18 protein-coding genes and 1 tRNA gene are annotated in these 21,683 nt (G+C 59.3%); 18 read left to right on the forward strand and 1 reads right to left on the reverse strand.

The annotated features are described in order from the left end of the window. Nucleotides 1–5: 5 nt before the first annotated feature. The 10 genes from HRU82_19475 (at nucleotide 6) to HRU82_19520 (ending at nucleotide 10,533) form a co-directional block, all read left to right on the forward strand. Entirely contained in the window at nucleotides 6–2,537 is a 2,532-nt protein-coding gene (locus HRU82_19475) for a DNA internalization-related competence protein ComEC/Rec2 (protein QOJ36996.1), read from the forward strand. An 84-nt stretch (nucleotides 2,538–2,621) separates the two neighbouring features. Continuing rightward, nucleotides 2,622–3,683 (forward strand): DegT/DnrJ/EryC1/StrS family aminotransferase, encoded by a 1,062-nt coding sequence (locus HRU82_19480; protein QOJ36997.1) that lies wholly within the window; start codon nucleotides 2,622–2,624, stop codon nucleotides 3,681–3,683. 23 nt (nucleotides 3,684–3,706) lie between these two features. Further along, entirely contained in the window at nucleotides 3,707–4,738 is a 1,032-nt protein-coding gene (gene mtnA, locus HRU82_19485; protein ID QOJ37276.1) for an S-methyl-5-thioribose-1-phosphate isomerase, read from the forward strand. A gap of 113 nt (nucleotides 4,739–4,851) precedes the next feature. Beyond that, nucleotides 4,852–5,271, forward strand: coding sequence for a nucleoside-diphosphate kinase (gene ndk, locus HRU82_19490; GenBank protein ID QOJ36998.1), 420 nt, complete (start codon nucleotides 4,852–4,854; stop codon nucleotides 5,269–5,271). A 5-nt stretch (nucleotides 5,272–5,276) separates the two neighbouring features. Then, the gene (locus HRU82_19495; protein ID QOJ36999.1) at nucleotides 5,277–6,824 is read left to right on the forward strand and encodes a tetratricopeptide repeat protein; all 1,548 of its coding nucleotides are present in this window, start codon (nucleotides 5,277–5,279) and stop codon (nucleotides 6,822–6,824) included. A gap of 97 nt (nucleotides 6,825–6,921) precedes the next feature. Continuing rightward, a complete protein-coding gene (gcvH, locus tag HRU82_19500) occupies nucleotides 6,922–7,308 on the forward strand; it encodes a glycine cleavage system protein GcvH (protein QOJ37000.1) in 387 nt (128 codons plus the stop codon). A gap of 32 nt (nucleotides 7,309–7,340) precedes the next feature. After that, nucleotides 7,341–8,762, forward strand: coding sequence for a dihydrolipoyl dehydrogenase (lpdA, locus tag HRU82_19505; protein QOJ37001.1), 1,422 nt, complete (start codon nucleotides 7,341–7,343; stop codon nucleotides 8,760–8,762). Beyond that, nucleotides 8,725–9,174 carry a helix-hairpin-helix domain-containing protein gene (locus tag HRU82_19510; GenBank protein ID QOJ37002.1) on the forward strand — a complete coding sequence of 150 codons (450 nt, stop codon included), beginning with the start codon at nucleotides 8,725–8,727 and terminating at the stop codon, nucleotides 9,172–9,174. The genes lpdA and HRU82_19510 overlap by 38 nt, the downstream gene beginning before the upstream one ends. Further along, nucleotides 9,171–10,388, forward strand: a complete 1,218-nt coding sequence (locus tag HRU82_19515; GenBank protein QOJ37003.1) for a tyrosine--tRNA ligase — start codon at nucleotides 9,171–9,173, stop codon at nucleotides 10,386–10,388. The genes HRU82_19510 and HRU82_19515 overlap by 4 nt, the downstream gene beginning before the upstream one ends. 70 nt (nucleotides 10,389–10,458) lie before the next feature. After that, a tRNA-Gly gene (locus HRU82_19520) sits at nucleotides 10,459–10,533 on the forward strand. A 199-nt stretch (nucleotides 10,534–10,732) separates the two neighbouring features. On the opposite strand, the gene HRU82_19525 is transcribed toward HRU82_19520, so the two are convergent. Further along, entirely contained in the window at nucleotides 10,733–11,428 is a 696-nt protein-coding gene (locus tag HRU82_19525; protein QOJ37004.1) for a response regulator transcription factor, read from the reverse strand. A gap of 553 nt (nucleotides 11,429–11,981) precedes the next feature. On the opposite strand from HRU82_19525, the gene HRU82_19530 reads away from it, so the two are divergent. From HRU82_19530 to HRU82_19565, 8 genes are all read left to right on the forward strand, one after another. Beyond that, entirely contained in the window at nucleotides 11,982–12,545 is a 564-nt protein-coding gene (locus HRU82_19530) for a UpxY family transcription antiterminator (GenBank protein QOJ37005.1), read from the forward strand. A gap of 49 nt (nucleotides 12,546–12,594) precedes the next feature. Continuing rightward, nucleotides 12,595–12,885, forward strand: coding sequence for a transposase (locus HRU82_19535; protein ID QOJ37006.1), 291 nt, complete (start codon nucleotides 12,595–12,597; stop codon nucleotides 12,883–12,885). 371 nt (nucleotides 12,886–13,256) lie between these two features. Continuing rightward, nucleotides 13,257–14,474 carry an outer membrane beta-barrel protein gene (locus HRU82_19540; GenBank protein QOJ37007.1) on the forward strand — a complete coding sequence of 406 codons (1,218 nt, stop codon included), beginning with the start codon at nucleotides 13,257–13,259 and terminating at the stop codon, nucleotides 14,472–14,474. 30 nt (nucleotides 14,475–14,504) lie between these two features. Then, on the forward strand, nucleotides 14,505–16,700 hold the full coding sequence (locus HRU82_19545) for a polysaccharide biosynthesis tyrosine autokinase (protein ID QOJ37008.1): 2,196 nt from the start codon (nucleotides 14,505–14,507) through the stop codon (nucleotides 16,698–16,700). A gap of 2 nt (nucleotides 16,701–16,702) precedes the next feature. Beyond that, the gene (locus HRU82_19550) at nucleotides 16,703–18,082 is read left to right on the forward strand and encodes a virulence factor MviN (protein ID QOJ37009.1); all 1,380 of its coding nucleotides are present in this window, start codon (nucleotides 16,703–16,705) and stop codon (nucleotides 18,080–18,082) included. Nucleotides 18,083–18,107: 25 nt separating this feature from the next. Beyond that, a complete protein-coding gene (locus HRU82_19555) occupies nucleotides 18,108–19,247 on the forward strand; it encodes a glycosyltransferase family 4 protein (GenBank protein ID QOJ37010.1) in 1,140 nt (379 codons plus the stop codon). Further along, on the forward strand, nucleotides 19,244–20,395 hold the full coding sequence (locus HRU82_19560; protein QOJ37011.1) for a glycosyltransferase: 1,152 nt from the start codon (nucleotides 19,244–19,246) through the stop codon (nucleotides 20,393–20,395). Before HRU82_19555 ends, HRU82_19560 begins: the two co-directional genes overlap by 4 nt. Before the next feature lie 29 nt (nucleotides 20,396–20,424). Further along, nucleotides 20,425–21,657 carry an O-antigen ligase family protein gene (locus tag HRU82_19565; protein QOJ37012.1) on the forward strand — a complete coding sequence of 411 codons (1,233 nt, stop codon included), beginning with the start codon at nucleotides 20,425–20,427 and terminating at the stop codon, nucleotides 21,655–21,657. Nucleotides 21,658–21,683 lie beyond the last annotated feature (26 nt).

Consider the following 21,683-nt stretch of genomic DNA (forward strand, 5'->3'; position numbering starts at 1 on the left):
ACCGGATGTTGCCGAGCCTCACCAGCTTCTTTGTCCTCGGGCTCGCACTCGGTTCTCAATTCACCTACTTCCCTTACAGCATCGCCCTGCTCCTAATTATCGCATCGGGTTTGCTCACTGCCCTGGAGCGACGGGCTGTGCTTACAGGCCGTCAGAGTCTGGGATTGTTGACGAGTCTCTTGGCCGGCACAATCTATTGGGTCCTCTTCGCCTGGCTCACCGCCGATCCGCCAATCCCCGAGCGCGACCGTCACCTCCCAATACAGTGTGAAGGGACCATCGTGGAATCCGTGCGCCATGCTCCTGGTCGATTGACGGCGACCGTATTGGTCACGGCCACCGACGACGCGGAGTTGCCGATTCCCTTTCACCTGCGCCTCACCTGGCGGGATCCTGACCGCGGCCTTCATCGCGGCATGAAGATTCGCCTCCGTACGCACGTCCACGCGCCACTGGGGACGATGAACCCGAGAGGATTCGATTATGCCGCCTATTTGGATGCCCATGGAGTCGACGCGGTGAGTTCGGTCTCCGGTCCCGGAGCCGTTGCAATAACGCCCGACAGGAGTGACACCCTCACGGACCGACTTACCGCTCAGGTCGAATCGTGGCGAGATCTCGTGCGGTCGGCGGCTGACCCACTTCCTCAGCCCAGCCGCGGATTATTCCTGAGTCTTACGGTGGGGGAACAAGGGTTTCTGGATCCGGTCGTTCGCGACTGGTTCATGGCCGGTGGAACGGTCCACATCCTGTCGATTTCCGGGTCCCATCTCGGGCTGATCGCCCTATTGTCGTTCGCCTCGATCCGTTTTCTCTGCATCCGCTTACCCTCAGGCTGGTTGCTCCGCCTGTCGCGATGGCTTACCGCCACGCGACTAGCTGCGCTCCTCACGGTGTTGCCGGTTGCGGCCTACACCCTGTTGGCAGGCGCAGAGACGGCGACGATCCGTTCCGCCATCATGATTGCCATCGGGTTATGGACCGTCTGGCTAGGTGGGGCTCCCTATGTGTTGCATGCCCTCGCAGCCGCCGCTGCGGCCACGTTGCTCGCAAGCCCTCCTGCGTTATACGACATCTCGTTTCAACTGTCGTATGTATCCGTAATGGCGCTGGCGATCGTATTCGGTCGGCGCTCTGACCAGGAGATCCGATCGGACGTCGGACCGACCTTCCGGGAACGGGGCCTCAGGTGGCTGCGTGGGTCTCTCAGCGTGACGGCGCTCGTGACGCTCGCCACGCTGCCGTTGGTGGCGTTCTATTTCAACCAAGTTCCCTGGCTCGGACTGGTGGCCAACCTGGTGGTGGTTCCCTTCGTCGGATTCCTGCTCTTGCCGCTGAGCCTCCTCTCCGCCCTGTGGGTGATCATCGTGCAGAGCGGTGACTTGCCGTTCGCCGGTCTGCTCGACCTCGCGAGCCGGGCCTTAATCGCCATTGCCCAGTGGATGGCAGGGCTGCCTGGTGCTGAATGGTATGTGGCGGCGCCGACGGTTCCCATGATGCTGCTCTTTTACGGGTTGGGATGGGCCTTGCTGATGCAGGTGCCGACGGGATTCAACTCTTGGCAGAGAGGCGCCATGGTCATCGGTCTCACGCTGATCGTGGGGTGGTGGTTGTGGTCTCCGCGCCCCATCAGCCGAGAGGGAGAGTGGCGGGTCACCTTCCTCGACGTGGGGCAGGGTGATAGTGCCGTGCTCGAACTCCCGACCGGCGAAGTGGTGTTGATCGATGGCGGTGCGGCCTATGAGCGTTTTGACATGGGCCGTGGTATCGTGGGGCCGTTTTTGTGGAATCGGGGAATTCGACATATCACCCACGTCGTCGGCACGCATCCCCAGCTCGACCATGTCGGTGGATTGGCCTGGGTGCTGTCACATTTCCCGGTCGAACAATTCTGGACCAACGGGGCGACCAGGACAGAGGATTTTTGGAAAAGGATCGAAGAGGTCGTCGCGCAGCGCAGCGTGCCACTACAGGTCGCGAGTGCGGGACAGGTATTGTCTGCCGACGCGTCCTGTCGTCTGTCGGTCCACAATCCGCCGATGCCTTCTGCTGGCGGGAATGGAGGCAGGAGTGAGTCGCTCAACAATCGGTCGGTGGTGATGGGCTTGGCTTGCGAAGGACGGCAGGTCTTGTTTACCGCAGATATTGAGCGAGAGGCTCTGTCGAGGTTGGGAGAGGTTGCGGCGGCAGTTCCCGTTGCGGTGGTCAAAGTCCCACACCATGGGGCCACAAGTTCGTTCGATCCGCTGTGGATTGCGTCGCTCCGACCGGACGTGGCGGTGGTGTCCGCCGGCCGCCGCAATCCCTACGGCCATCCAGTGCGCGGAGTTCTGGAGGCGTATCAGGCGGCAGGCGCGCAGGTGCTTCGGACCGATCGAGACGGAGCGGTCTGGGTTACGTGGGATTCTGCGCGACGGCAGATCTCCGTGCATACGGCGAGGGAATGGAGGCTGCAACCGGCGGCAGGCCGGTCGGACGTCTGGCGGGTTGAGCAGGAAAACATTCATCGGCTCTGGCAGCGTTGGAACTGGGTGTAGGCATCATCCGTCCGTCGGATAGCGGGCGGCAGGCTTTATTCTTGCGTAGGGGTTCGGTACTATTCAGCCCGTGAGAAGACCATTATGATTCCGCATTCGCGTCCCTCGTTGGGGCCAGAGGAAATTCGGGCGGTCACCGATGTGTTGCGGTCTGGCCAGGTCGCCGAGGGGCCTGCCGTCGCACAGTTCGAACGGGGGATGGCCGCCTATCTCGGCCTTCAAGGTGGCGTCGCGGTCAGCTCCGGTACCGTCGCGTTGGAGCTGGCCCTGCGCGCGTTCGGGGTCGGCCACGGCGACAATGTCATCCTGCCGAGCTATGTCTGTTCGGCGCCATGGCTCGCCGTGCAGCGGGTTGGAGCCCAAGCGAGGCTTGTCGACATCGATCCTGAGACCTATAACCTCGACCCGCAGAAGGTCCGCAAAGCGAGGACCATGCGCACGCGTGCCGTGATCGTTCCGCATCTCTTCGGCCTGCCTGCGGATCTGACCACGTTGCAGTCGATCGGGATCCCCATCATCGAAGATTGCGCCCAGACGTTGGGGGCCATAGAGCAGGGGCGGGCGGTCGGCACGGTCGGCCAGCTGACGGTGTGTTCGTTTTACGCGACCAAGCTCCTTTGTGCCGGTGAAGGGGGAATGGTCCTGTCAAACGACGAAGCTTTGTTGGAGCGAGTGCGTGAGCTCAGGGAATATGACCAAGCTCCCTCGCTCAACGCCGCAGCCTTTAACTGCAAGATGACCGACTTGCAGGCCGCGTTGGGGCTGGCCCAGCTTAATCGACTCGGAACGTTTCTTGAGCAGCGGGCCATCTTGGCGTCCTGTTACCGAGGCTGTCTCTCGAAAGACTTCTTTCACCTGCCGTTCGTGCCCCCAGGCACGACGCATTCTTACTATCGGTTCGTGGTGCGTCTGCCAAAGGGTGTTCAGGCGCCGGATGAGATGACGGCCTACTTGTCACGGGTGGCGCACCGAGGTATCCAATGCCGGAAGCCTGTGTTCCGTCCGCTGCACCGCTACTTGGACCTCCCGGACTTTCCCTCGAGCGACGAGGCTGATGCGGCGGCCATTTCCTTGCCGATCTATCCGGCGCTCACGGAAGAGGACGTTGGCCGGATCGCTCAGATCCTGCAGGAAGAGCTGCAATGAATCGACAGGGCTGGCCGATGGGGATGGTTCCTACCGTCGAATGGAAGGATGGCGCTGTTCGCCTCTTGGACCAAAGTCGATTGCCGGGCAGCGTCGAGTTCCTCGATTGCCGCGACTACCGAGCGGTCGCTCAGGCGATCCGCGACCTGAAGGTGCGGGGTGCGCCGGCGATCGGAGTGGCTGCAGCCATGGGGATCGCCTTAGGAGCCAGAGCCGTGACCACGAATGATTGGCACACGTTCTCGCAGGCGGTCGAAGGTATCTGTGCGCATCTGGCTGCCTCTCGACCCACGGCCGTGAATCTCTTTTGGGCCATCGACAGGATGAAGCGTGCAATGCGCGCGTGCGGCGGTCATTCGTTGGCCGCCGTACAAGAAGCGCTGCTCGAAGAAGCTCAAGCAATACTGGAAGAAGATGTGGCGCTCTGTCGGGCGATGGGGCGGCACGGAGCCTCCGTCATCAAGGATGGCGATACCATCTTGACTCACTGCAACGCCGGAGCACTGGCGACCGCCGGCTATGGAACGGCGTTAGGTGTGATTCGGGCGGCCTGGGAGGAGGGCAAGCGAATCCACGTTATCGCGGACGAGACCAGACCCGTCTTACAGGGCGCGCGTCTGACGGCATGGGAACTGATGCAGGATCGTATTCCTGTCACCTTGATCACTGACAACATGGCTGGGGCTCTGATGCGGCTAGGGAAAATCCAGCTCTGTGTGGTCGGCGCCGATCGCATCGCCGCCAACGGCGACGTGGCCAACAAGATCGGCACCTACTCAGTGGCGGTATTGGCGCGGGCCCACGGCATTCCCTTTTATGTCGCTGCGCCCTATTCGACGATTGATCTTCATACCAAGACCGGTGCTGATATTCCGATCGAAGAGCGCGCAGCGATGGAAGTGACCTCCATCCACGGCAGCCATCCGATCGCCCCTAAGGGGGTGTCGGTCTATAATCCTGCCTTTGATGTGACTCCGGCCGAATTGATCACCGGCATCATTACCGAACGCGGGATCGTCCTTCCTCGGGAGCTGTCGGCCCTGTTTGGGAACTGACTGCTCCATCCGGCCCTTATCTTGCCAGTACTTCCACGGTTTCTTTATAATGCCGCTGGAGTTCTTTTGATCGAACCGTCCGGTTATTTTTAGCCCAAGGAGCGCGACGACCCATGAGTGAACGAACCCTTGCGATCATCAAGCCCGATGCCGTCAAGAAACATGTCATCGGCGACATCATCTCTCGTTATGAAAAGGCCGGCCTTAGGCCGATTGCGGTGCGCCTGATGCAGCTATCGAAGTCGACGGCCCAGGGGTTCTATGCCGTGCATAAGGCCCGTCCATTCTATGACAGTCTCTGTACGTTCATGTCTTCCGGGCCTTGCGTGGTGTTGGTGCTGGAGGGCGACAATGCCATCAAGGCGAATCGTGACCTGATGGGGGCCACGGACCCGGCAAAGGCCGAGAACGGAACCATCCGTGCCGCCCATGGCGCGAATATCGAATTCAACGCCGTGCATGGCTCCGATGGGCCGGATACGGCGAAGTTTGAAATCGGATATTTCTTTCCGGAAATGGAGTTGGTCGGGTAGGCGCCTTGGGCGCGCATCCCGTTCAAGCCCGGGAGGCTCGACGCGCCGGACGAGGGCGTCGAGCCGGCCTCTCTCTTGTCGCTCCGGCGCTCGCCGCGTTGCTGTCGGGCTGTAGCTTCCTCTCCAGCGCTCCTTCCGTACAACCGCCCCATGCGCCGGCCATCGAGGCTGAGGCCAGACTCTGGCACCAGGCCTCCACGGCTTTTTCCGACGGGCGGTACGCCGCTGCCGTACATCTTTACGAGCGGTACTTGACCACCTACCCAAAGTCGAGGCGGGTCCCGGAGGCCCACTGGGAGCTTGGGCAATCCTACGAACAAATGGGAGAAGTCACGGCGGCCTTAAAGGAATATCGGACGTTGACCACTGCCGGGGGAGCGACAGCCGCCATCCTAAGCACCTACGCCGATCGTGCCCTCCATCGGATCGAGTCCTTGAAGAATCACACGATTCCCACCGCAGGGGCCGGCTCCGGCCACACGGCGATGTATATCTCCTTTGCGAGCCTGCCTCCGATGGGCCAGGTGCAAACGTGGTTGCGTCAGTTAAGTGCCCAAGGGATCAGTGCGGTGGTGATGGACGCCAGCCCGGATGCCTCTTTCAGCAGACCCGCACTGCCGCTCTCTGCCGGAGTTGCTGAGCAGGCCAGGGATCAGCCGACGGGAGCGTTATTTGCCACGTCACGCGCGCCGGTCGTGGCTGACTGGTTGGGCGTGGTCGTACCGCAGGCCCATGAGCTGGGGCTCTCCATCTATGCCGTCGTTGATCTGTGGCGCGCACCCCTGTTCGAGCGGCGTCCGGAGTTCCGCAGCCTGATCTATGATCCGACGCGTCGCCGTCTCCATCCCTGGAGGCAGTTCGACCTCTTGTCGCCGGCCACGCAATCCTTGATCGCGCCGTTCCTGACAGACCTAGCACGGACCGGGGTGGACGGCATGGTGCTCCGAGCCCGGACAGACAACAGTTTTGCCTATGAAATCAGCGACAGTACGTTGCGCCGGTTTGAGGCACACTTCCAGCAGCCGTCCTCAGACGTGGCGCAGGCGTTGCGTGACCGGATGGCCGTCAGGCCGAACGAGCCGGTGCCCACCTCGGATAAAACACTGTGGCGATGGGTAGGTTGGAAAGCTCGTGAGGAACTTGAAGTATTAGGTGGGTGGCGCAAGCAACTCCAGAAGGCCATGCCCCGTTTGCGGCTGGTCTTGGAAATCCACCCTGAAGCCCTATCTAATCCGACCGCTGCACTTGTGAATTGGGGTGAAGATGCGGCGGAAGCGCGCCGACGAGGATTCGATCTCTTGTTAGGTGGAACGTCCCGTGAGGCTTCCGATGTCCGCGCCTTTGCCGGGGCCTACAAGGGGTGGAGCCGTGATGTCGTGCAGCAGGAAAAGGGCGAACCGCAGACTTTGCCGCAAGGATGGGTGATGCTTCGAACCCCTGCCGATCATCAGAACGGTATGTTTCTGGGCCTCGCTCAGCAGGCTGATGAACTGCGTACGCCCGATATCCGGCATCTCGTTTTCGTTCCGTCTGCCGTCGGGACGCTTCCTTGACAAAGCCGCCGGCAACTTTTACGATCGCGCCACAGCTCGGTTCCATCCCCGTGTCTACACCTACGTCACTTAATCGGAGGCCGCTGAGAGGAGTGCCATGATACCGTCCAATCTTCGTTATCACCAAGAGCATGAGTGGGCCCGTGTCGACGGTGCGCAGGCGACGATCGGCATCAGCCATTTCGCGCAGGACGCATTGGGCGACATCGTCTTTATCGATCTGCCCAAGGTCGGCGCCAAAGTCACCGCCGGTCAGCAGATCGGCGAAGTCGAGTCCACCAAGACCACCTCGACGATTTACACCCCTCTGAGCGGCACCATCGCCAAGATCAACACGGACCTCAAGGACCATCCCGAAGTCGTCAACTCGGACCCCTACGGCAAGGGTTGGATGGTGGTCATCGAACTCTCGGCTCCCGCTGAGGTGGACCAGCTCATGACGTCCACCCAATACGAGGAGTTTCTGAGCAAACAGAAACACTGACCATCTCATCGACCATTCCACATCAGCTGACGATGGCGAAGCACCTGCTCATTCTCGGCGCCGGACCCGGCGGGTATGTCGCGGCGATTCGCGCGGCCCAGCTCGGCGCGCGCGTCACCGTGATCGAAAATCAGGCGCTGGGCGGGGTCTGCCTCAACTGGGGCTGTATCCCCAGCAAGGCGCTACTCTCGGTCGTGGAGCTGGGCGACAAGGCGAAGAAAGCCAAAGAGGTCGGCCTTCTGCTGAACGGGTCGGTCGCATACGATCCCACCGCCATGGTGGCCAGAAAAAACAAGGTCGTCGCTGCCTTGGTGAAGGGAATCGCCACACTCTTCAAAACGTGGAATATCGCGCTGGTGGAAGGCACGGGTGAGTTGGTGGATGCGCGGACGATTCGCGTCGTGAGGCCGGATGGAAGCGACCTTCGGGTGGAGGGCGACGGCATCATCATCGCCACCGGTTCCTCCTGGCCGAAGCTGCCGTTGTTTCCTATCGATGGGACGCAGATTATCACCAGCAAACAGGCCTTGGACTTGGCCCAGGTTCCGGAGCGTCTGCTGATCGTGGGCGGCGGCGTGGAAGGCTGTGAATTTGCGTCGCTCTACAGCGGGCTCGGTACGCAGGTGACGATGGTCGAGCTCCTGCCGCGTGTCTTGCCTCTGGAGGATGAGGAGATCAGCCAGACGATGGAGCGCGAGCTGAAAAAGCGTGGCGTAGACGTGCGAGTCGGCGTCACCGTCGAGAGCCTGGCCCGACAGGCTGATGTCGTCTCCGTCCATCTGCAGGACGGACAGTCTTTGAATGTGAATCAGGTCCTCGTCTCAGTCGGACGCAGGTTCAATTCACGGGGAATCGGGCTCGAGCGGGCGGGGGTGCACCTCGGGAGCCGCGGGGAAGTGGTCGTGAATGACCGGATGGAGACCAACGTGCCCGGCATCTATGCGATCGGGGATGTGGTCGGAAAGGCCATGCTGGCGCACGTGGCGTCGGCGCAGGGAAAGGTAGCCGCCGAACAGTTTCTTGGGCATGGCAGCACCATGAACTATGAGGTCATTCCCACGGGGATTTTCACGCTACCGGAGGTCGGGCGGGCGGGCTTGACGGAACAGCAGGCGCGGGACCGTAGTCTGGCCGCGGGCCAGGATCCGCAGCTGGCGATCAAGGTTGGCCGGTTTCGTTACGGGGGGTTGGGGAAGGCTCAGGCGACGGGGGATATTCAAGGCTTTGTGAAGGTGATCTCCGATGCGAGCACGGATCGGATTCTGGGGGTACACATTCTCGGAGCCCACGCAACCGATCTCATTCATGAAGCCGCCCTGGCCATGCAGGTGAAGGCGTCGGTGACGGATCTGGCCGGCATGATTCACGCGCACCCCACTTTTTCCGAGGGGCTCATGGAAGCCATGGAGGATGTCCATGGGAAGGCGATTCATCTTGCGCGCAGACCGTCTTGAGATGCTCCAGTCGTTTCTGATCAAGTTGGCGATGGTCGGCGTGACGCTGGGGGCTTTGATTTGGATCGGCTCGGTCGCCCCCGCGAATCAAACGAGAGTCATGCCCTTGGAAACGGCCGAGCCGGTCGCCGCACAGGTCGCTGTGCAAGGGGAACGTCATTCGGACGACGTTAATCTCCCGCGGCAGGTCGATCTGAATGAGGCGACGCAGCTCGATCTGGAGACCTTGCCCGGGATCGGACCCAAACTGGCGCAGCGGATTCTTGACCATCGGCTCGCGCACGGCTCGTTCGAGCGTATTGAGGACCTTCGCCAGGTGAAGGGGATCGGCCAGAAAACATTTGAGCGGCTGCGGCCGCACGTGCTCGTCTCACGGCGGGCGACGTCTCCTGAGCGTAAAGGAACCCTGTGACGTCCCTCACGCAACAACTGGATCTCATTCGTCGGGGTACGGTGGAGGTCATCCAGCAAAACGAGTTGGAGGCAAAGCTGGCCCGTTCCATCAAAGAGCAGCGCCCGCTTCGTGTGAAGGCCGGCTTCGATCCCACGGCCCCCGATCTTCACCTCGGGCATACCGTCCTGATCCACAAGCTGAAACACTTTCAGGACTTGGGGCACCAGGTGATTTTTCTCATCGGCGATTTTACCGGCATGATCGGCGATCCGACCGGTCGGTCGGAAACACGGGTGGCCCTGTCCAGAGAAAAGGTTCTGGAGAACGCCAAGACCTATGAACGGCAAATCTTCAAGATTCTGGATCCGGATAAAACGCAGGTAGCGTTCAACAGCCGCTGGATGAGCAAGATGACTGCGGACGGCCTGATCGAATTGAGCGCTCACTACAATGTTGCGCGGATGTTGGAACGGGAGGATTTTCACAAGCGTTATACGGAGCAGAAGCCGATCAGCATTCATGAGTTCCTGTATCCCTTGATTCAGGGTTACGATTCCGTCGAACTGAAGGCCGATATCGAGCTGGGCGGTACCGATCAGAAGTTCAACCTGCTGATGGGCCGTGACTTGCAACGGGATTACGGCCAGGACGCGCAAGTGGTGATCACGATGCCGCTCTTGGAGGGAACGGACGGCATCCGCAAGATGAGCAAGAGCATCGGCAACTATATCGCGCTGGAGGATACTCCCGGCGACATGTTCGGCAAGCTGATGTCGATCAGCGATGTGCTGATGCATCGCTACTATGAGCTGTTGACGACGGAAGATCTGGCGTTGGTAAAGACTCAACATCCGATGGAGTCCAAGCTCAATCTCGCCTACGGGATTGTTGCGCGGTATCACGGAGCTGCGGCAGGCGAGGCAGCCAGAGCGGCCTTTCGACAGAAGTTCACGGAGCGCGAGTTTCCGGAACAACCGGACGCCCATGTGCTCTTGACGTCGGCTGATGTCAAGGATCGGTCGGCACCGGCCATCGGCCTCGTCGACCTGATCGCCCGAACCGGCCTGGTACCGAGTAAGAGCGAGGCTCGGCGGCTCATCGCGCAGGGCGGAGTCGAAGTGGACGGGCAAAAGTTGACGGACGCCAACGCGATGCTGCCCCTGACGGCCGGCCGGTTGTTGCGATTACGGGTGGGCCGCCGCAAGTTCGCGGTGGCGGAATATAAGAACTGAGCCGTGCGTGAGCCGTTGCCTTGACTTAGGCACGCTCGCGGCGTAGGATTCGATCTCTCGTTCTCATGGGGCGGGCGTAGCTCAGTGGTAGAGTCCTTGCTTCCCAAGCAAGTTGTCGTGGGTTCAAATCCCATCGCCCGCTCCACTTTTCTCCAGTTTCCCTCATACCAACCTCCATTCAACGCAACGGTTCCCCGCGTTTGTTTCTAGTCGACGTCTGGATCCTGATGATGGCGGATCGGACACGATGCTTGAAGCTCGCGGCCGAGGTGGCTGCTACAGACGCTTGTGATGAAAACAGGAAGAAATTCCCCGTGGACTCGAGGGGACGTGCGACATGCGCTCTAGGCCGACGCGGTCAGTTCGACCAGGCCGTACTGATGGGCGCGGATGAGGAGTTTCTGGCGGTTCGGGACACCAAGTTTATCGAAGATGCTGGTCAAATGGTGGCGGACGGTTGTTTCCGAAATGCAGAGCTGGCCGGCAATGTCTCGATTCGAAAGCCCTTTGCCGAGCAGCGCAATGACGGTTCGTTCGCGGTCCGTCAAGGAACTCGGCCATGCTGGTGGGGATGAGGTGCCAGGGCTGACCGGCTGTTCCGCCCTATTATTGATCAGGGCTTGGTTAGAGGAAGCCAGTAACGCAGCCGTGGCAGCTTCGGCCAGGCTTTCGACGGTGGCCAAAAGAACGGACGGCGGTTGGCATTTGAGCACGATGCTGCTGGCTCCCGCCGTCAAGGCCTGTTTCGCTTGAGCAATGTCATCCCATCCGCTCAGCAGAATGATCTTCAACGACGGGACGGATTTCCGTAAATTTCTGGTCAATTCGGTGATGCGCATGTCGGGCTCGATATCAAGAATGGCGATGTCGGGGCGTTCATGCAACACGAGGTCCTGAGCAGAGGCTCCACCGTGCGATTCTCCTACGAGGATCACACCGAGGGTATTTTCCATAATTCGTCGCAACCCCACCCGAACCAGATAGTTACTGCTCACCAGCACCATTCGCACGGAAGAGGGAATTTGTCTCGACAGGGTCATTCGTGAATCGCTTTCTTTCCGGTGAGGCGCTGTTCGGCGAGAGTCATTGCCGTATCGCGTGCGTTCATTTTCTCGCGGATGTCAGTCGAATAAATACGTACATTCGACTAGATTGAATGGCTGTATGTCTCATCCTGCGGATGAGGATAATCGCATAATTGGTCAGGTTACTGCAACTGAATCTGGGCACTCCCGATCGCGGCAAAACCCCTCAGGACAAGGGATTGTAAGGAATCGAGACCTACCGAAATTAGCGATGTACAGAATTGTGCGAATGTGGAGCGAGCAGAGAGAGTCGGAGGGCGAGGTGGTCAAACCTAAAGCCTGAATGTCATCCAGTATAGATGTGTTTTTGCTGGGTTTTTGCCATCTCGATGGAACCTTTTTATTCGCCGATCAATTTTTGGCTCGTATATTTACCAGGCGATACGGGGCACAAATGTGCCAAACAGAATGTGGCGATGCTCCAAAGAAAAGCACAATTGTCCGATGTGCATCGGGACTCGAGCCATGTAAAACGAAGCCCGCTTACTGGGACTCAGAGGGCGAAGCTATGTCGATACTCTCTCCGCCGGAACTTCAATTCGCCGATGCCTCATCGCGACTGGTCTCTACGGACGCTCACTGGTATGCCGTCAGCACCAGATCACGTCATGAGAGGTCAGTCCGCGATCGGCTCGCGGCCATCGGGGTCGAACCGTTTCTTCCCCTGACGAAAACTCTGCGCCAGTGGTCAGACCGAAAAGTCTGGACGGAGATGCCGCTTTTCAGCGGGTACTGCTTCGCAAGATTTTCGCTCCGCGATAGTCTGTCGATTCTCCAAACTCCTGGTGTCGTCAGAATTGTAGGGTCGATCGGGCCGGAATCAGTGCCGGACGAAGAGTTGATGGCGTTGAAGGCCTTATCTACCAGCGAGCGCGCGATGGAGCCTCATGAGTATTACATCGAGGGAGCGTGGGTGGAAGTCATCCGAGGTCCCTTGGCCGGCATTCGAGGGCAGCTGATACGACGGGCTGGAGCTCATGGTTTAGTCATTCGGGTCCATCTCATACAGCAGGCGGCCGCCGTACATATTGATATGACCGAAGTGCGGATTCTTGATGGCGTGGCCTCCTGACGGTTCGTGTTTCCCCGCCTGCTTTTCATTCCCCGGACGGAATCTATCAATGCGATCCAAATCTCGTAAACCAGTTCGATTTACCGAGGACCAGAAAAAGCGAATCGTAGCCAAAGGTGTTCATGTCCCGGTGGCGACGGTCTGTCAGGAATTCAACATCTCCCTGAGCACGTTCTACCGCTGGCGATTGCGATTTGCACAGCCCAAAAGCCAGGAGGGAACGCGCTTGCACGACCTTGAATCAGAAAACCGACGCCTGAAACGGCAGGTGGCCGAACTGTGGCTGGACTACACCAGCCTCAGAAACGCGCTGATCAACGGGATGGGACGGGAGTGTTGAACCGGTAGCCGAGACGATACGCGAGTGCCGGTGCGAGAAGTGCGCGCGAGGCAGGTCTGGTCCATGTGCATTCATGAGGCTTGGAATGCGCGCTAAGAGTGCGCGATCGCGTCGTCATGAAAAAGGGGTAGTGGAGTACCACGATGACTCGGGGTGGGCAATTGATGCACAGGTGTGGGTTCTATCGACTACAGGCTGTTGCCGCCCTCTGCCTGATAGTGATCCTGTGGTCCATGCTCGTGCCTTCGCCCGGGTTCGGGCAGCAGTCTTCATCTCCACTGCCATCGGGTCCGCGCAGCCTGTCGTTCGGCGGTATGGGATGGGCGTGGTTCTCCCAGTTTGCGAATCCTGCGCTCGTGGGAGCGCTCTACATGACTCCCGATTGGCCGAAAACCGGGTATTATCCCGTCTATCCGGGCTCCTTCTCCAGGCCGACCGGGGAGGAGGGTATTGCGGTCGGTGCTGCGCGACTGCATCCGATGATCGGAGTGGCGGAAATTTATACGGACAACGTGTTCCGAACGAATACCAATCGACGCAGTGATTTCGCGACGACCCTGGCACCGGGAATCCAGGCTGAGTTGCCGTTTGCGGGCCGCCACACCTTTGTGGCCGATTATCGCAGCAACATCCAATTGTTTCACCAGAATCCCTCGAATAACGTCCAGGATCAAACCGCGTCCGGACGATTCAGCTTCGATTTTCCCGGCGGCATGCGGATCGACCTGCAGGGCGAGCACAAGTTGGGACACGATCCCCGTGGCTCGGCCCTCGATACCCAAAACGTGGAGGTCAACAAGTGGACCGCCAACAGCGTGCTTGGCCGCCTGACTTATGAAGGGGCCATGGCGGGTGTCCGGCTCAACCTCTCATCGACTCGTTGGACGTACTTGAACAACGAGCAGAACCTGTTCCGCAATCGCTTGAGCAATTATGCCGGGGTGACGCTCTTTGGGAACTTGACGAGCAAGACGGCGCTGGTGGCCAACTTTGCAGCCAATCAAGAGGTCTACGACGAAAGTAAGACGCTGAACAGCACAACCTACAGCGCCAGCACGGGGCTCCAATGGAATGTGACGGAGAAGACTTCAGGCGAAATTTTGGCCGGCTACCAGCATCTCAAGTTTGCCAATGCCGAATCCGGACAAACGGTGGCAGGACTTCAGTTCCCGAGGAGTAGCGACTCGTACGGCAATTTCTTTTTTGTCGGCAACCTATCGTGGAAACCGACGCCGTTCTTGACTCTGTACCTTCAAGGGTATCGGAGTTTTCAGCAATCGGTCGTGCTGAACACGCTGTTCTTTACATCAACGGGAGCCAACTTTTCCGCCATCCACACGTTGACGGATAGCACCGCGTTGACGCTGAATGCCGGCGTCGAAAACGATAGTTTCGAAAATCCGGCTCCCACGCCCGACAATCCCAACAGGGTGGACCTGATCAAAAATGTGGCGGTCGGAGTTCGATACCGAACCGTGAAGTGGGCGGGCCTGGCGCTGCAATACATTTTCGAAGATCGAAGCTCCAACGTCGACCGATTCAACTATTATGCTAATTCGGTCATGCTTTCGCTGCAAGCCACCTTTTAGTGCCATGAATGGATGGTCAAAGGAGACAGTGTGAACGCAAAACCTATGGTATTGGATGAAGCCGAGCAAACACTCAGCGAGTATGCGACCGCCTGTTGGCGACATCGCTGGTTGATCGTGCTCGTGGCCGGATGTTTTGGGTTCGGGGCGGCGGTCTGGTCTTTTCTCCAAGTTCCGGTCTATCAGGCCAAGGCCACCGTGGTGATCGATAATCCGACCCCTGGTGGGTTGGACAAGGATAAGTCGTTCTACCCGGACAATAGTCCCGAGTATTTTCAAACCCATTTTGAGTTGATGAAGAGCCATTTTGTGCTGCAGCGGACGGCCAGGTTGCTGGATTTGGCGGAGCGCGACGAGTATCAACCCAAGCCCTCCGTGATCAGGCAATTCGTCAAGTCGCTCATGCCGGAATCGGTACTCGCGTTCGTGCGGCCGCCCAAGAAAGAGGAGGTCGATCCCGCCGACGACGCCGAGGAAGCCTTGATCAAGCAGTTTGCCCAGGACATCGAAATCATGCCGATCCGCGGTGCGCGGTTGGCGCATGTCACGGCCAATGCCATCGAACCGGAACTTGCCGCCCAGATCGCCAACACGCTCGTGTCGGTTTATATCGAGCGTAATCAGGAACTCAGCGCCAATTCCAAGGAACAGGCTGCGCAATGGTTCACGACCCACCTCGAAGAGTTGCGGCAAAAGGTACAGAACTCCCAGCAGGCACTCTATCTGTTTCGAGCCAAGCACGGGTTGTTGACCGGCGAAGAGCGAAAATCGGTCGCGGCCCATACATTGGCGGAGTTGAATTCACAGTTGGTCAAGACCGAGATGGCCAAGGCCGAAGCACACTCGCGGTTTCTGCAAATTCGATCGGTGCTGAATCCGCAAGGAGCGGGAACGGCGGGGTTAGATTGGTCGAAGCTGGATTCCCAGATTCAGGTCCTGAATTCGCCGTTGATACAAACCCTCCGTGCGCAAGAAATCACCGTGTCGGCGCAGGTGGCGGAGCTGTCGGAAAAGTATGGGCCGCTCCATCCCAAATTGGCACATATGAAGGCAGAGTTACAGGACCTGCGGCAGCGGACTCAGCAAGAGGTCCAAAAGATCTACGATTCCGTCAAACATCAATATGACATGGCCTTGGCGCAGGACAAAGCCGTGAAGGAGGCGATCACTCGGTACAATACCGATAAGATCCGTCTGGAGCAGAACGAAATCGAGCACAGCATGCTGGAACGTGATGCCGAAACGAGCCAGCATCTGTACGACGTCTTCCTCAAGGCGACGAAGGAAACGGATCTCTCCTCGGGGATGCGGGCCAACAATGTGTACTTGGCCGATCCGGCCGCTCCAAGTTCGGTCCCCTCCAAGCCGCGGACCAAGCTCAACATTATGTTGGGGCTTTTGGCTGGATTGATGAGCGGGGTCGGGTTGGCGATATTCGTCGAAGGCCGAAGCAAGAAACTCATGGCGCCGGCCGACGTCGAACGTTATCTCCCAAATGTGTCTTTACTCGGGGTCGTGCCGCGACTCTCTAAGGCCGCAGCCCAAAAGAAAGCCTTGGCGCCGCCCAACGCGTTGACACCGGTCGCAGAAAGTTTCCGCATCATTCGCACCAGTCTTCTCTTGTCGAACCCCGACATGCTGCCCTCTCGCATCTTAATCACGAGTCCCGGGGAAAACGAAGGCAAGACGACCCTGGCGGTCAACTTGGCGATGGCGATGGCTCAGTTGGAGGATACGCAGGTCGTTCTCATCGACGTGGACTTCCGCAACCAACAAATTCATCCCCTCTATGAAGTGGGGAGTCCCGAGCAGCCGCCCAAAGGATTGGGACATCTCTTGCGAGGCGAGGCGAGCTTGGCCGACGTCGTGCACCAGACGTTCGTCAGCAACCTTTCCGTCATCCCGCACGGAGGGCGTCCGGCGAATCCGACGGAATTGCTCCACTCCAAATCCATGGCCCAATTGCTCAACTGGGGAGCCACCAATCGCTATCACATCATCCTAGACTGTCCGCCGGTCCTGCCCATCGCCGATGCCGCGGTGCTGGCCTCCAAGGTGGACGGCGTCTTATTGGTCGTGAGTGCGGGAGAAACGACCCGCGATGCGTGCCACCTCGCCATACAACGCATCAAGCAAGCCGGCGGGCGGCTGCTGGGGGTGGTGATGCAGAAGGCGCCCGTGGCCGACTCGCCCTATTACTACGGGGCCTACCAGCAGCAGCGTTGAGCATGATTCACGGCCTTCGGATCGGATTGAACTGGTGGACCGCATGGCAACGTCAAGCCTCCAACCGCCGGGTGTTAGCGGCTTTGTTCACGGTCGGGGGTTGCTCGCTGCTCGCCAAGGTGTCGGCCTTCGCCAAGGATGCGGTCGTGGCCTATCAATTCGGGCGGGGCGACGAGTTGGACGCGTTTCTCATTGCGCTGGTCGTGCCCCAGTTCACCATTACTCTGCTGGGCGGATCGCTGAATGCCGCTCTGATCCCTACCTATATTCAGGTTCGAGAGCAGGAAGGGCCGGAAGCGGCGCAACGAGTGTTCTCGACGGTCACGATGTTGACCGGGAACTTTCTGCTGTTGACCTGTCTGGTGCTGATGCTGTCCGCACCATGGCTGATGCCGATCTTGGCCGGGGGGTATGCTCCCGAAAAACTCTCCCTGGCAAAGGCGTTGTACGCAGTCCTCTTGAGCACGGTCTTGTTCAGCGGGATCGGAACGACCTGGGGAGCGGTGTTGAATGCCGGAAACCGGTTCGCGTGGGCTGCGGCGGTTCCCATGGTGACGTCGTTCACTACCATGCTGGCGGTGCTGTTGCTGGCTCGTTTTTGGTCGGTGTATGCGTTGGCGGCTGCGGCGGTCATGGGAGCGTTCATCGAGGCTGCGTTGCTCGGATGGCAGTTGAAGCGGGTGGGGGTCTCGTTGGTTCCCCAGTGGTACGGTCTTAACCAGGCGACCAGACAGGTGCTCGGGCAGTACTGGCCCATGGTTGCGGCGGCATTTCTGATGGGAAGTACGCATCTCATCAGTCAAGGGATGGCTGCGATGTTGGATCCTGGTAGCGTGTCGGCCCTGGGGTATGGAAACAAACTGACGGCCGTCTTGCTGGGTATCGGAGCAACAGCCGTGGGCACGGCCTTTCTGCCGCACTTCTCCAACATGGCCGCATCGGGTGATTGGGTCGGTATGCGCCACACCCTGGTGACGTATAGCGGGCTTTTGCTTGCTGCGACAGTCCCGCTGTCGGCCTTGCTGATCTACCTGTCGGAGCCCCTTGTCGGAATCTTGTTTCAACGAGGCGCATTCAATGCCGGGGATACGCATGTCGTGGGACAGGTGCAGGCTGCCTATCTGCTGCAGGTCCCATTTTATCTGATGGGCATGTTGTGCGTCCGCTGTGTGACGGCACTCCGCTCTACACAGGTGATGGTCTGGGGCAACATCATCAACCTGGTGGCATGCATCCTTTTGACGTACCTGTTCATGCGCCTGTTCGGGGTAGTGGGGATTGCTCTTGCCACCAGCGCGATGTACGGCATTTCCTGCCTGTTTTTGATGGTGGTCTCCTGGATGCTGTTGCAGGCCCATCTCAGCCGTGCCAAGGTGGCCTGAGGCACTGTCCCGACGGTCTTCACCTATGCGTATCACACTGGTCATTTCGACATTCGGAGCCGGCGGGGCCGAACGGGTGATGGCTCTCATGGCCAGCTATTGGGCCGAGCGCGGCCATGAAGTCACGCTCGTCACGCTGGCTCGATCCGATGAGGACTTCTATCCGCTTCATCCGGCCGTTCAGCGGGTGGGACTCGGCGTGATGAAGGTGTCCTCCGGTCTCGGGGATGCATTGTGGAACAATGTTGCGAGACTCAAACGATTGCGGGACGTCATTCGTGTTTCGCAGCCTGGCGTGGTCATCAGCTTCATCGAACGAACGAACATTCTCGTGCTGTTATCGACGATCGGCCTGCAGGTTCCCATCGTCGCCTGCGAACGAATCGACCCCCGCCACCATTCCATAGGAACGGTGTGGTCCTGGCTTCGATGGTGTCTGTACAGAAGGGCGGCTTCATTGGTCGTGCAGACCGAAGGGCTTCGATCTTGGGCCGAAGGATTTGTGCCCGCCCGGTCTGTTCATGTGATTCCGAATCCCATTGCGACCATTCCAGGCGAGGCCTCGACGGAAGCTGGGACCAAGGGGAGAACAAAATGCGTGTCGGCGTTGGGCAGACTGGTTCCGCAGAAGGGGTTTGACACCCTGCTCCAGGCTTTCGCACATTGCACGCGGACACACGAGGACTGGTCTCTTACGATCATTGGAGAAGGGCCGGAGCGCTCTCGGTTAGAGGCCCTCTCTGCCCGATTAGGCATCGGAGATCGCGTCTCCATGATCGGCCGCCGATCCAATCCATTTCCGATCCTCCGTCGGACTGATCTGTTTGTGCTGTCGTCCCGCTATGAAGGGTTTCCGATGGCGCTGGTGGAGGCCATGGCCTGCCGCCTTCCCGTGATTAGTACAGATTGTCCGAGCGGTCCCAGGGACATCATTCGGGACGGAGTGGACGGCGTGTTGGTTCCACCCGACGACGTGCCGGCTTTGACCGAGGCGATGACGCGTTTGATGGACAATCCCGAGGAACGAGATCGATTGAGGAGGCGGGCCGTGGAGGTGGTCGACCGCTTCGGCACCGAGCGAATCATGGCCTTGTGGAACGAGGTAGTGGCGCGCGTCGTCAGCCCGTCCTCCTGCTGGTCGATTACGTCAGGACGATCCGTATGAAAGTTCTGTTCCTGACACGGGCGCTGAACGTGGGCGGAGCGGAACGCCAACTGGTCGTGCTGGCTAGGGGGCTTCGAAAGCGAGGGCATGAGGTGGCAGTGGCAGTGTTTTATCCTGGCGGCCTGTTGGAAGCGGAGCTGAAGGATGTCGGTATCCCCATCCTCTCGTTGGCGAAACGCGGACGTTGGGATCTCGTGGGGTTCGTTCTCAGGCTGATTCAGATGACGCGGCGCTATCGACCTGACGTGTTGCATAGTTATATCAGTAACCTGGTCACGGTGGTGGTGCAGCCATTCTTGACGTCGACCAAGATCGTGTGGGGCGTACGGAGTTCCTACATGGATTTCAGCCGATATGACTGGCTCTTTCGCGTGAGTTATGGGTTAGCTTGCCGACTGTCGCACTCCGCAGATTTGATTATTGCCAACTCGCACGCTGGGCGGCGAGGCCATGTGGCCGACGGATATCCGGCCGACAAAATGGTGGTGATCCCGAACGGTATCGATATCGAACGATTCCGTCCCAGTCCGGAGGCGCGCGTGCGGATTCGAGGCGAGTGGGGCCTATCGGAGGACGCATTGCTGATTGGTATGGTGGGTCGGCTCGATCCGATGAAGGACGTGGAGACGTTTTTATCGGCTGCGGCCGCCGTTGCCTCGACGCGTCACGCCGTCCATTTTGTCTGCGTCGGCGACGGCCATCCTGAGTATAAAGCCGTCTTGCAAGAACAGGCGCGCACTCTGGGCCTTGCCGATCGCGTCCGCTGGACCGGCACGCGGACGGATGTGGCCGATGTCTATAGCGCACTCGATCTCTTGGTGAACTGTTCCTATGGGGAAGGTTTCTCCAACGTCATCGGAGAGGCGATGGCCTGCGGTATTCCCTGCATCGCGACCGACGTCGGGGATTCCGGCGTCGTCCTTGGGTCGCTGGGGGAGGTGGTCGAGCCCAAGAACGTGGAGTCGCTCGTGCAAGGGATCGAACGGTTGCTCCGGCGCCGGCCCGCACCGGCCCAGATCAGGCAACGGATCATCGACCATTTCTCCCTGGACGCGCTGGTGCTGAACACTGAGCGCGAGTTGCTGGCTCTCTGCGGCTCCTCATCCGGAAATCGGATTCCGGCGGGCGAAAACCAGCCCGTCTGCTGAAGTGTCGCTCCCGACGCGGTATCACACCGATGAACTCGACCATTCGAATCGTCTATGCCGTCTGTGCGGTGGTGGTGTTCTATGGCAATGTCCACAACTATCTCCACGACCACCATGGGATAGGCGTACCGTGGCACTGGGTCCTGGCTTTTATCGTCTTTTCGCTGCCCGTGCTGTTCAGGCAGGTGATGCAGACCGATCTGTTGCGGCAACCAATCGTGCTCTGGTGTCTCGGGTATGCGTGGTTGACGATGGTGTGGTTCCTGTGGGGCCCGCAGTCGGACATGGCCTGGCAGGAGGTACGATGGCGGGTGCTTGCCATCGTCGAAATGCTGAGCTTCCTGGCCGTGTTCATGGATCCGCAGGCCGATCGATTCGCTCGAATCACCTTGGTGGTCGGGGTGCATGTCGGGATTGCAATTAATGTCTATGAACTGTTCGTGCCGATGTCGTTTAGCAATGTCTTCGGGCGCTCGGCCGGCCTTTACCTGAGCCCTAATTTATCCGGGGAGGCTCTGGTCTTAGGCATGATTCTGGGCATCACAGTGTTGCCGGTCTGGTATCGAGGCATTTTCGTATTGCTCACTGCCGTCGGAGTGTTTGTGACCTTTTCCCGAGGGGGACTGGTCGGGTGGGGCATCGGCCTGCTCGGATTGCTGGTGGGGAGATTCATGGGCGTGGCGCATCTGATGCGGACCGGCCTGGTGGTCATGGCAGTCGTCACCCTCGTCCTCCTACCGAAGGCCGATGACATCATGGCGACGCTCGAGCGAACCGGATCACTGAATGCCAACGTGCTGGAGCGGTTGGCATGGCTGATGGACCCGTCGGGCGTGTCGGATGCTTCGAGTTGGTCACGGAAATATGTCGCGCAACAGGCGTGGGAACGAGTGGCGGAACAACCGTTCTTGGGCGGAGGAACCGGGGCGGTCCATGAGCGCTTGGATATTCCTCCGCACAACCAGTTTTTGGCCTACATGATGGATCATGGCTTGTTGGGAGCCATGCTGCTGCCGCTGTTGTTGCTGGCCTTGCTCTGGAGGGCTCAAGAGGAGAGTCTGCGTGTGGGGCTGATTTTCTGTTGCGCCGTGTTATGGTTCAGCTTTTTTACCCATACGATGCTGAACAATTCTCATAGCCTGCTGCTGTTTTCTTTGATGGCCGCCCTCGCTTCGGCCGGCCTGCGGCCGGTGGACCGTGTAGTTCTCAGCAGGACGGTCGCCGAACATCCGTCGCCGACCTTGGTGCGAACTCATTCGTAGCCCCGCATTCATGGGGAATCTCACGC

Origin of the sequence: Nitrospira sp. (genome assembly GCA_015709715.1) — a bacterium.
Lineage (GTDB): Bacteria > Nitrospirota > Nitrospiria > Nitrospirales > Nitrospiraceae > Nitrospira_A.

Excerpts from the sequence above, each read along its gene's own strand:
- HRU82_19475 (QOJ36996.1), top strand. The coding sequence starts at position 6 with ATGTTGCCGAGCCTCACCAGCTTCTTTGTCCTCGGGCTCGCACTCGGT.
- HRU82_19480 (QOJ36997.1), top strand. The coding sequence starts at position 2,622 with ATGATTCCGCATTCGCGTCCCTCGTTGGGGCCAGAGGAAATTCGGGCG.
- mtnA (QOJ37276.1), top strand. The coding sequence starts at position 3,707 with ATGGTTCCTACCGTCGAATGGAAGGATGGCGCTGTTCGCCTCTTGGAC.
- ndk (QOJ36998.1), top strand. The coding sequence starts at position 4,852 with ATGAGTGAACGAACCCTTGCGATCATCAAGCCCGATGCCGTCAAGAAA.
- gcvH (QOJ37000.1), top strand. The coding sequence starts at position 6,922 with ATGATACCGTCCAATCTTCGTTATCACCAAGAGCATGAGTGGGCCCGT.
- lpdA (QOJ37001.1), top strand. The coding sequence starts at position 7,341 with ATGGCGAAGCACCTGCTCATTCTCGGCGCCGGACCCGGCGGGTATGTC.
- HRU82_19510 (QOJ37002.1), top strand. The coding sequence starts at position 8,725 with ATGGGAAGGCGATTCATCTTGCGCGCAGACCGTCTTGAGATGCTCCAG.
- HRU82_19525 (QOJ37004.1), bottom strand. The coding sequence starts at position 11,428 with ATGACCCTGTCGAGACAAATTCCCTCTTCCGTGCGAATGGTGCTGGTG.
- HRU82_19530 (QOJ37005.1), top strand. The coding sequence starts at position 11,982 with ATGTCGATACTCTCTCCGCCGGAACTTCAATTCGCCGATGCCTCATCG.
- HRU82_19535 (QOJ37006.1), top strand. The coding sequence starts at position 12,595 with ATGCGATCCAAATCTCGTAAACCAGTTCGATTTACCGAGGACCAGAAA.
- HRU82_19540 (QOJ37007.1), top strand. The coding sequence starts at position 13,257 with ATGACTCCCGATTGGCCGAAAACCGGGTATTATCCCGTCTATCCGGGC.
- HRU82_19550 (QOJ37009.1), top strand. The coding sequence starts at position 16,703 with ATGATTCACGGCCTTCGGATCGGATTGAACTGGTGGACCGCATGGCAA.
- HRU82_19555 (QOJ37010.1), top strand. The coding sequence starts at position 18,108 with ATGCGTATCACACTGGTCATTTCGACATTCGGAGCCGGCGGGGCCGAA.
- HRU82_19560 (QOJ37011.1), top strand. The coding sequence starts at position 19,244 with ATGAAAGTTCTGTTCCTGACACGGGCGCTGAACGTGGGCGGAGCGGAA.
- HRU82_19565 (QOJ37012.1), top strand. The coding sequence starts at position 20,425 with ATGAACTCGACCATTCGAATCGTCTATGCCGTCTGTGCGGTGGTGGTG.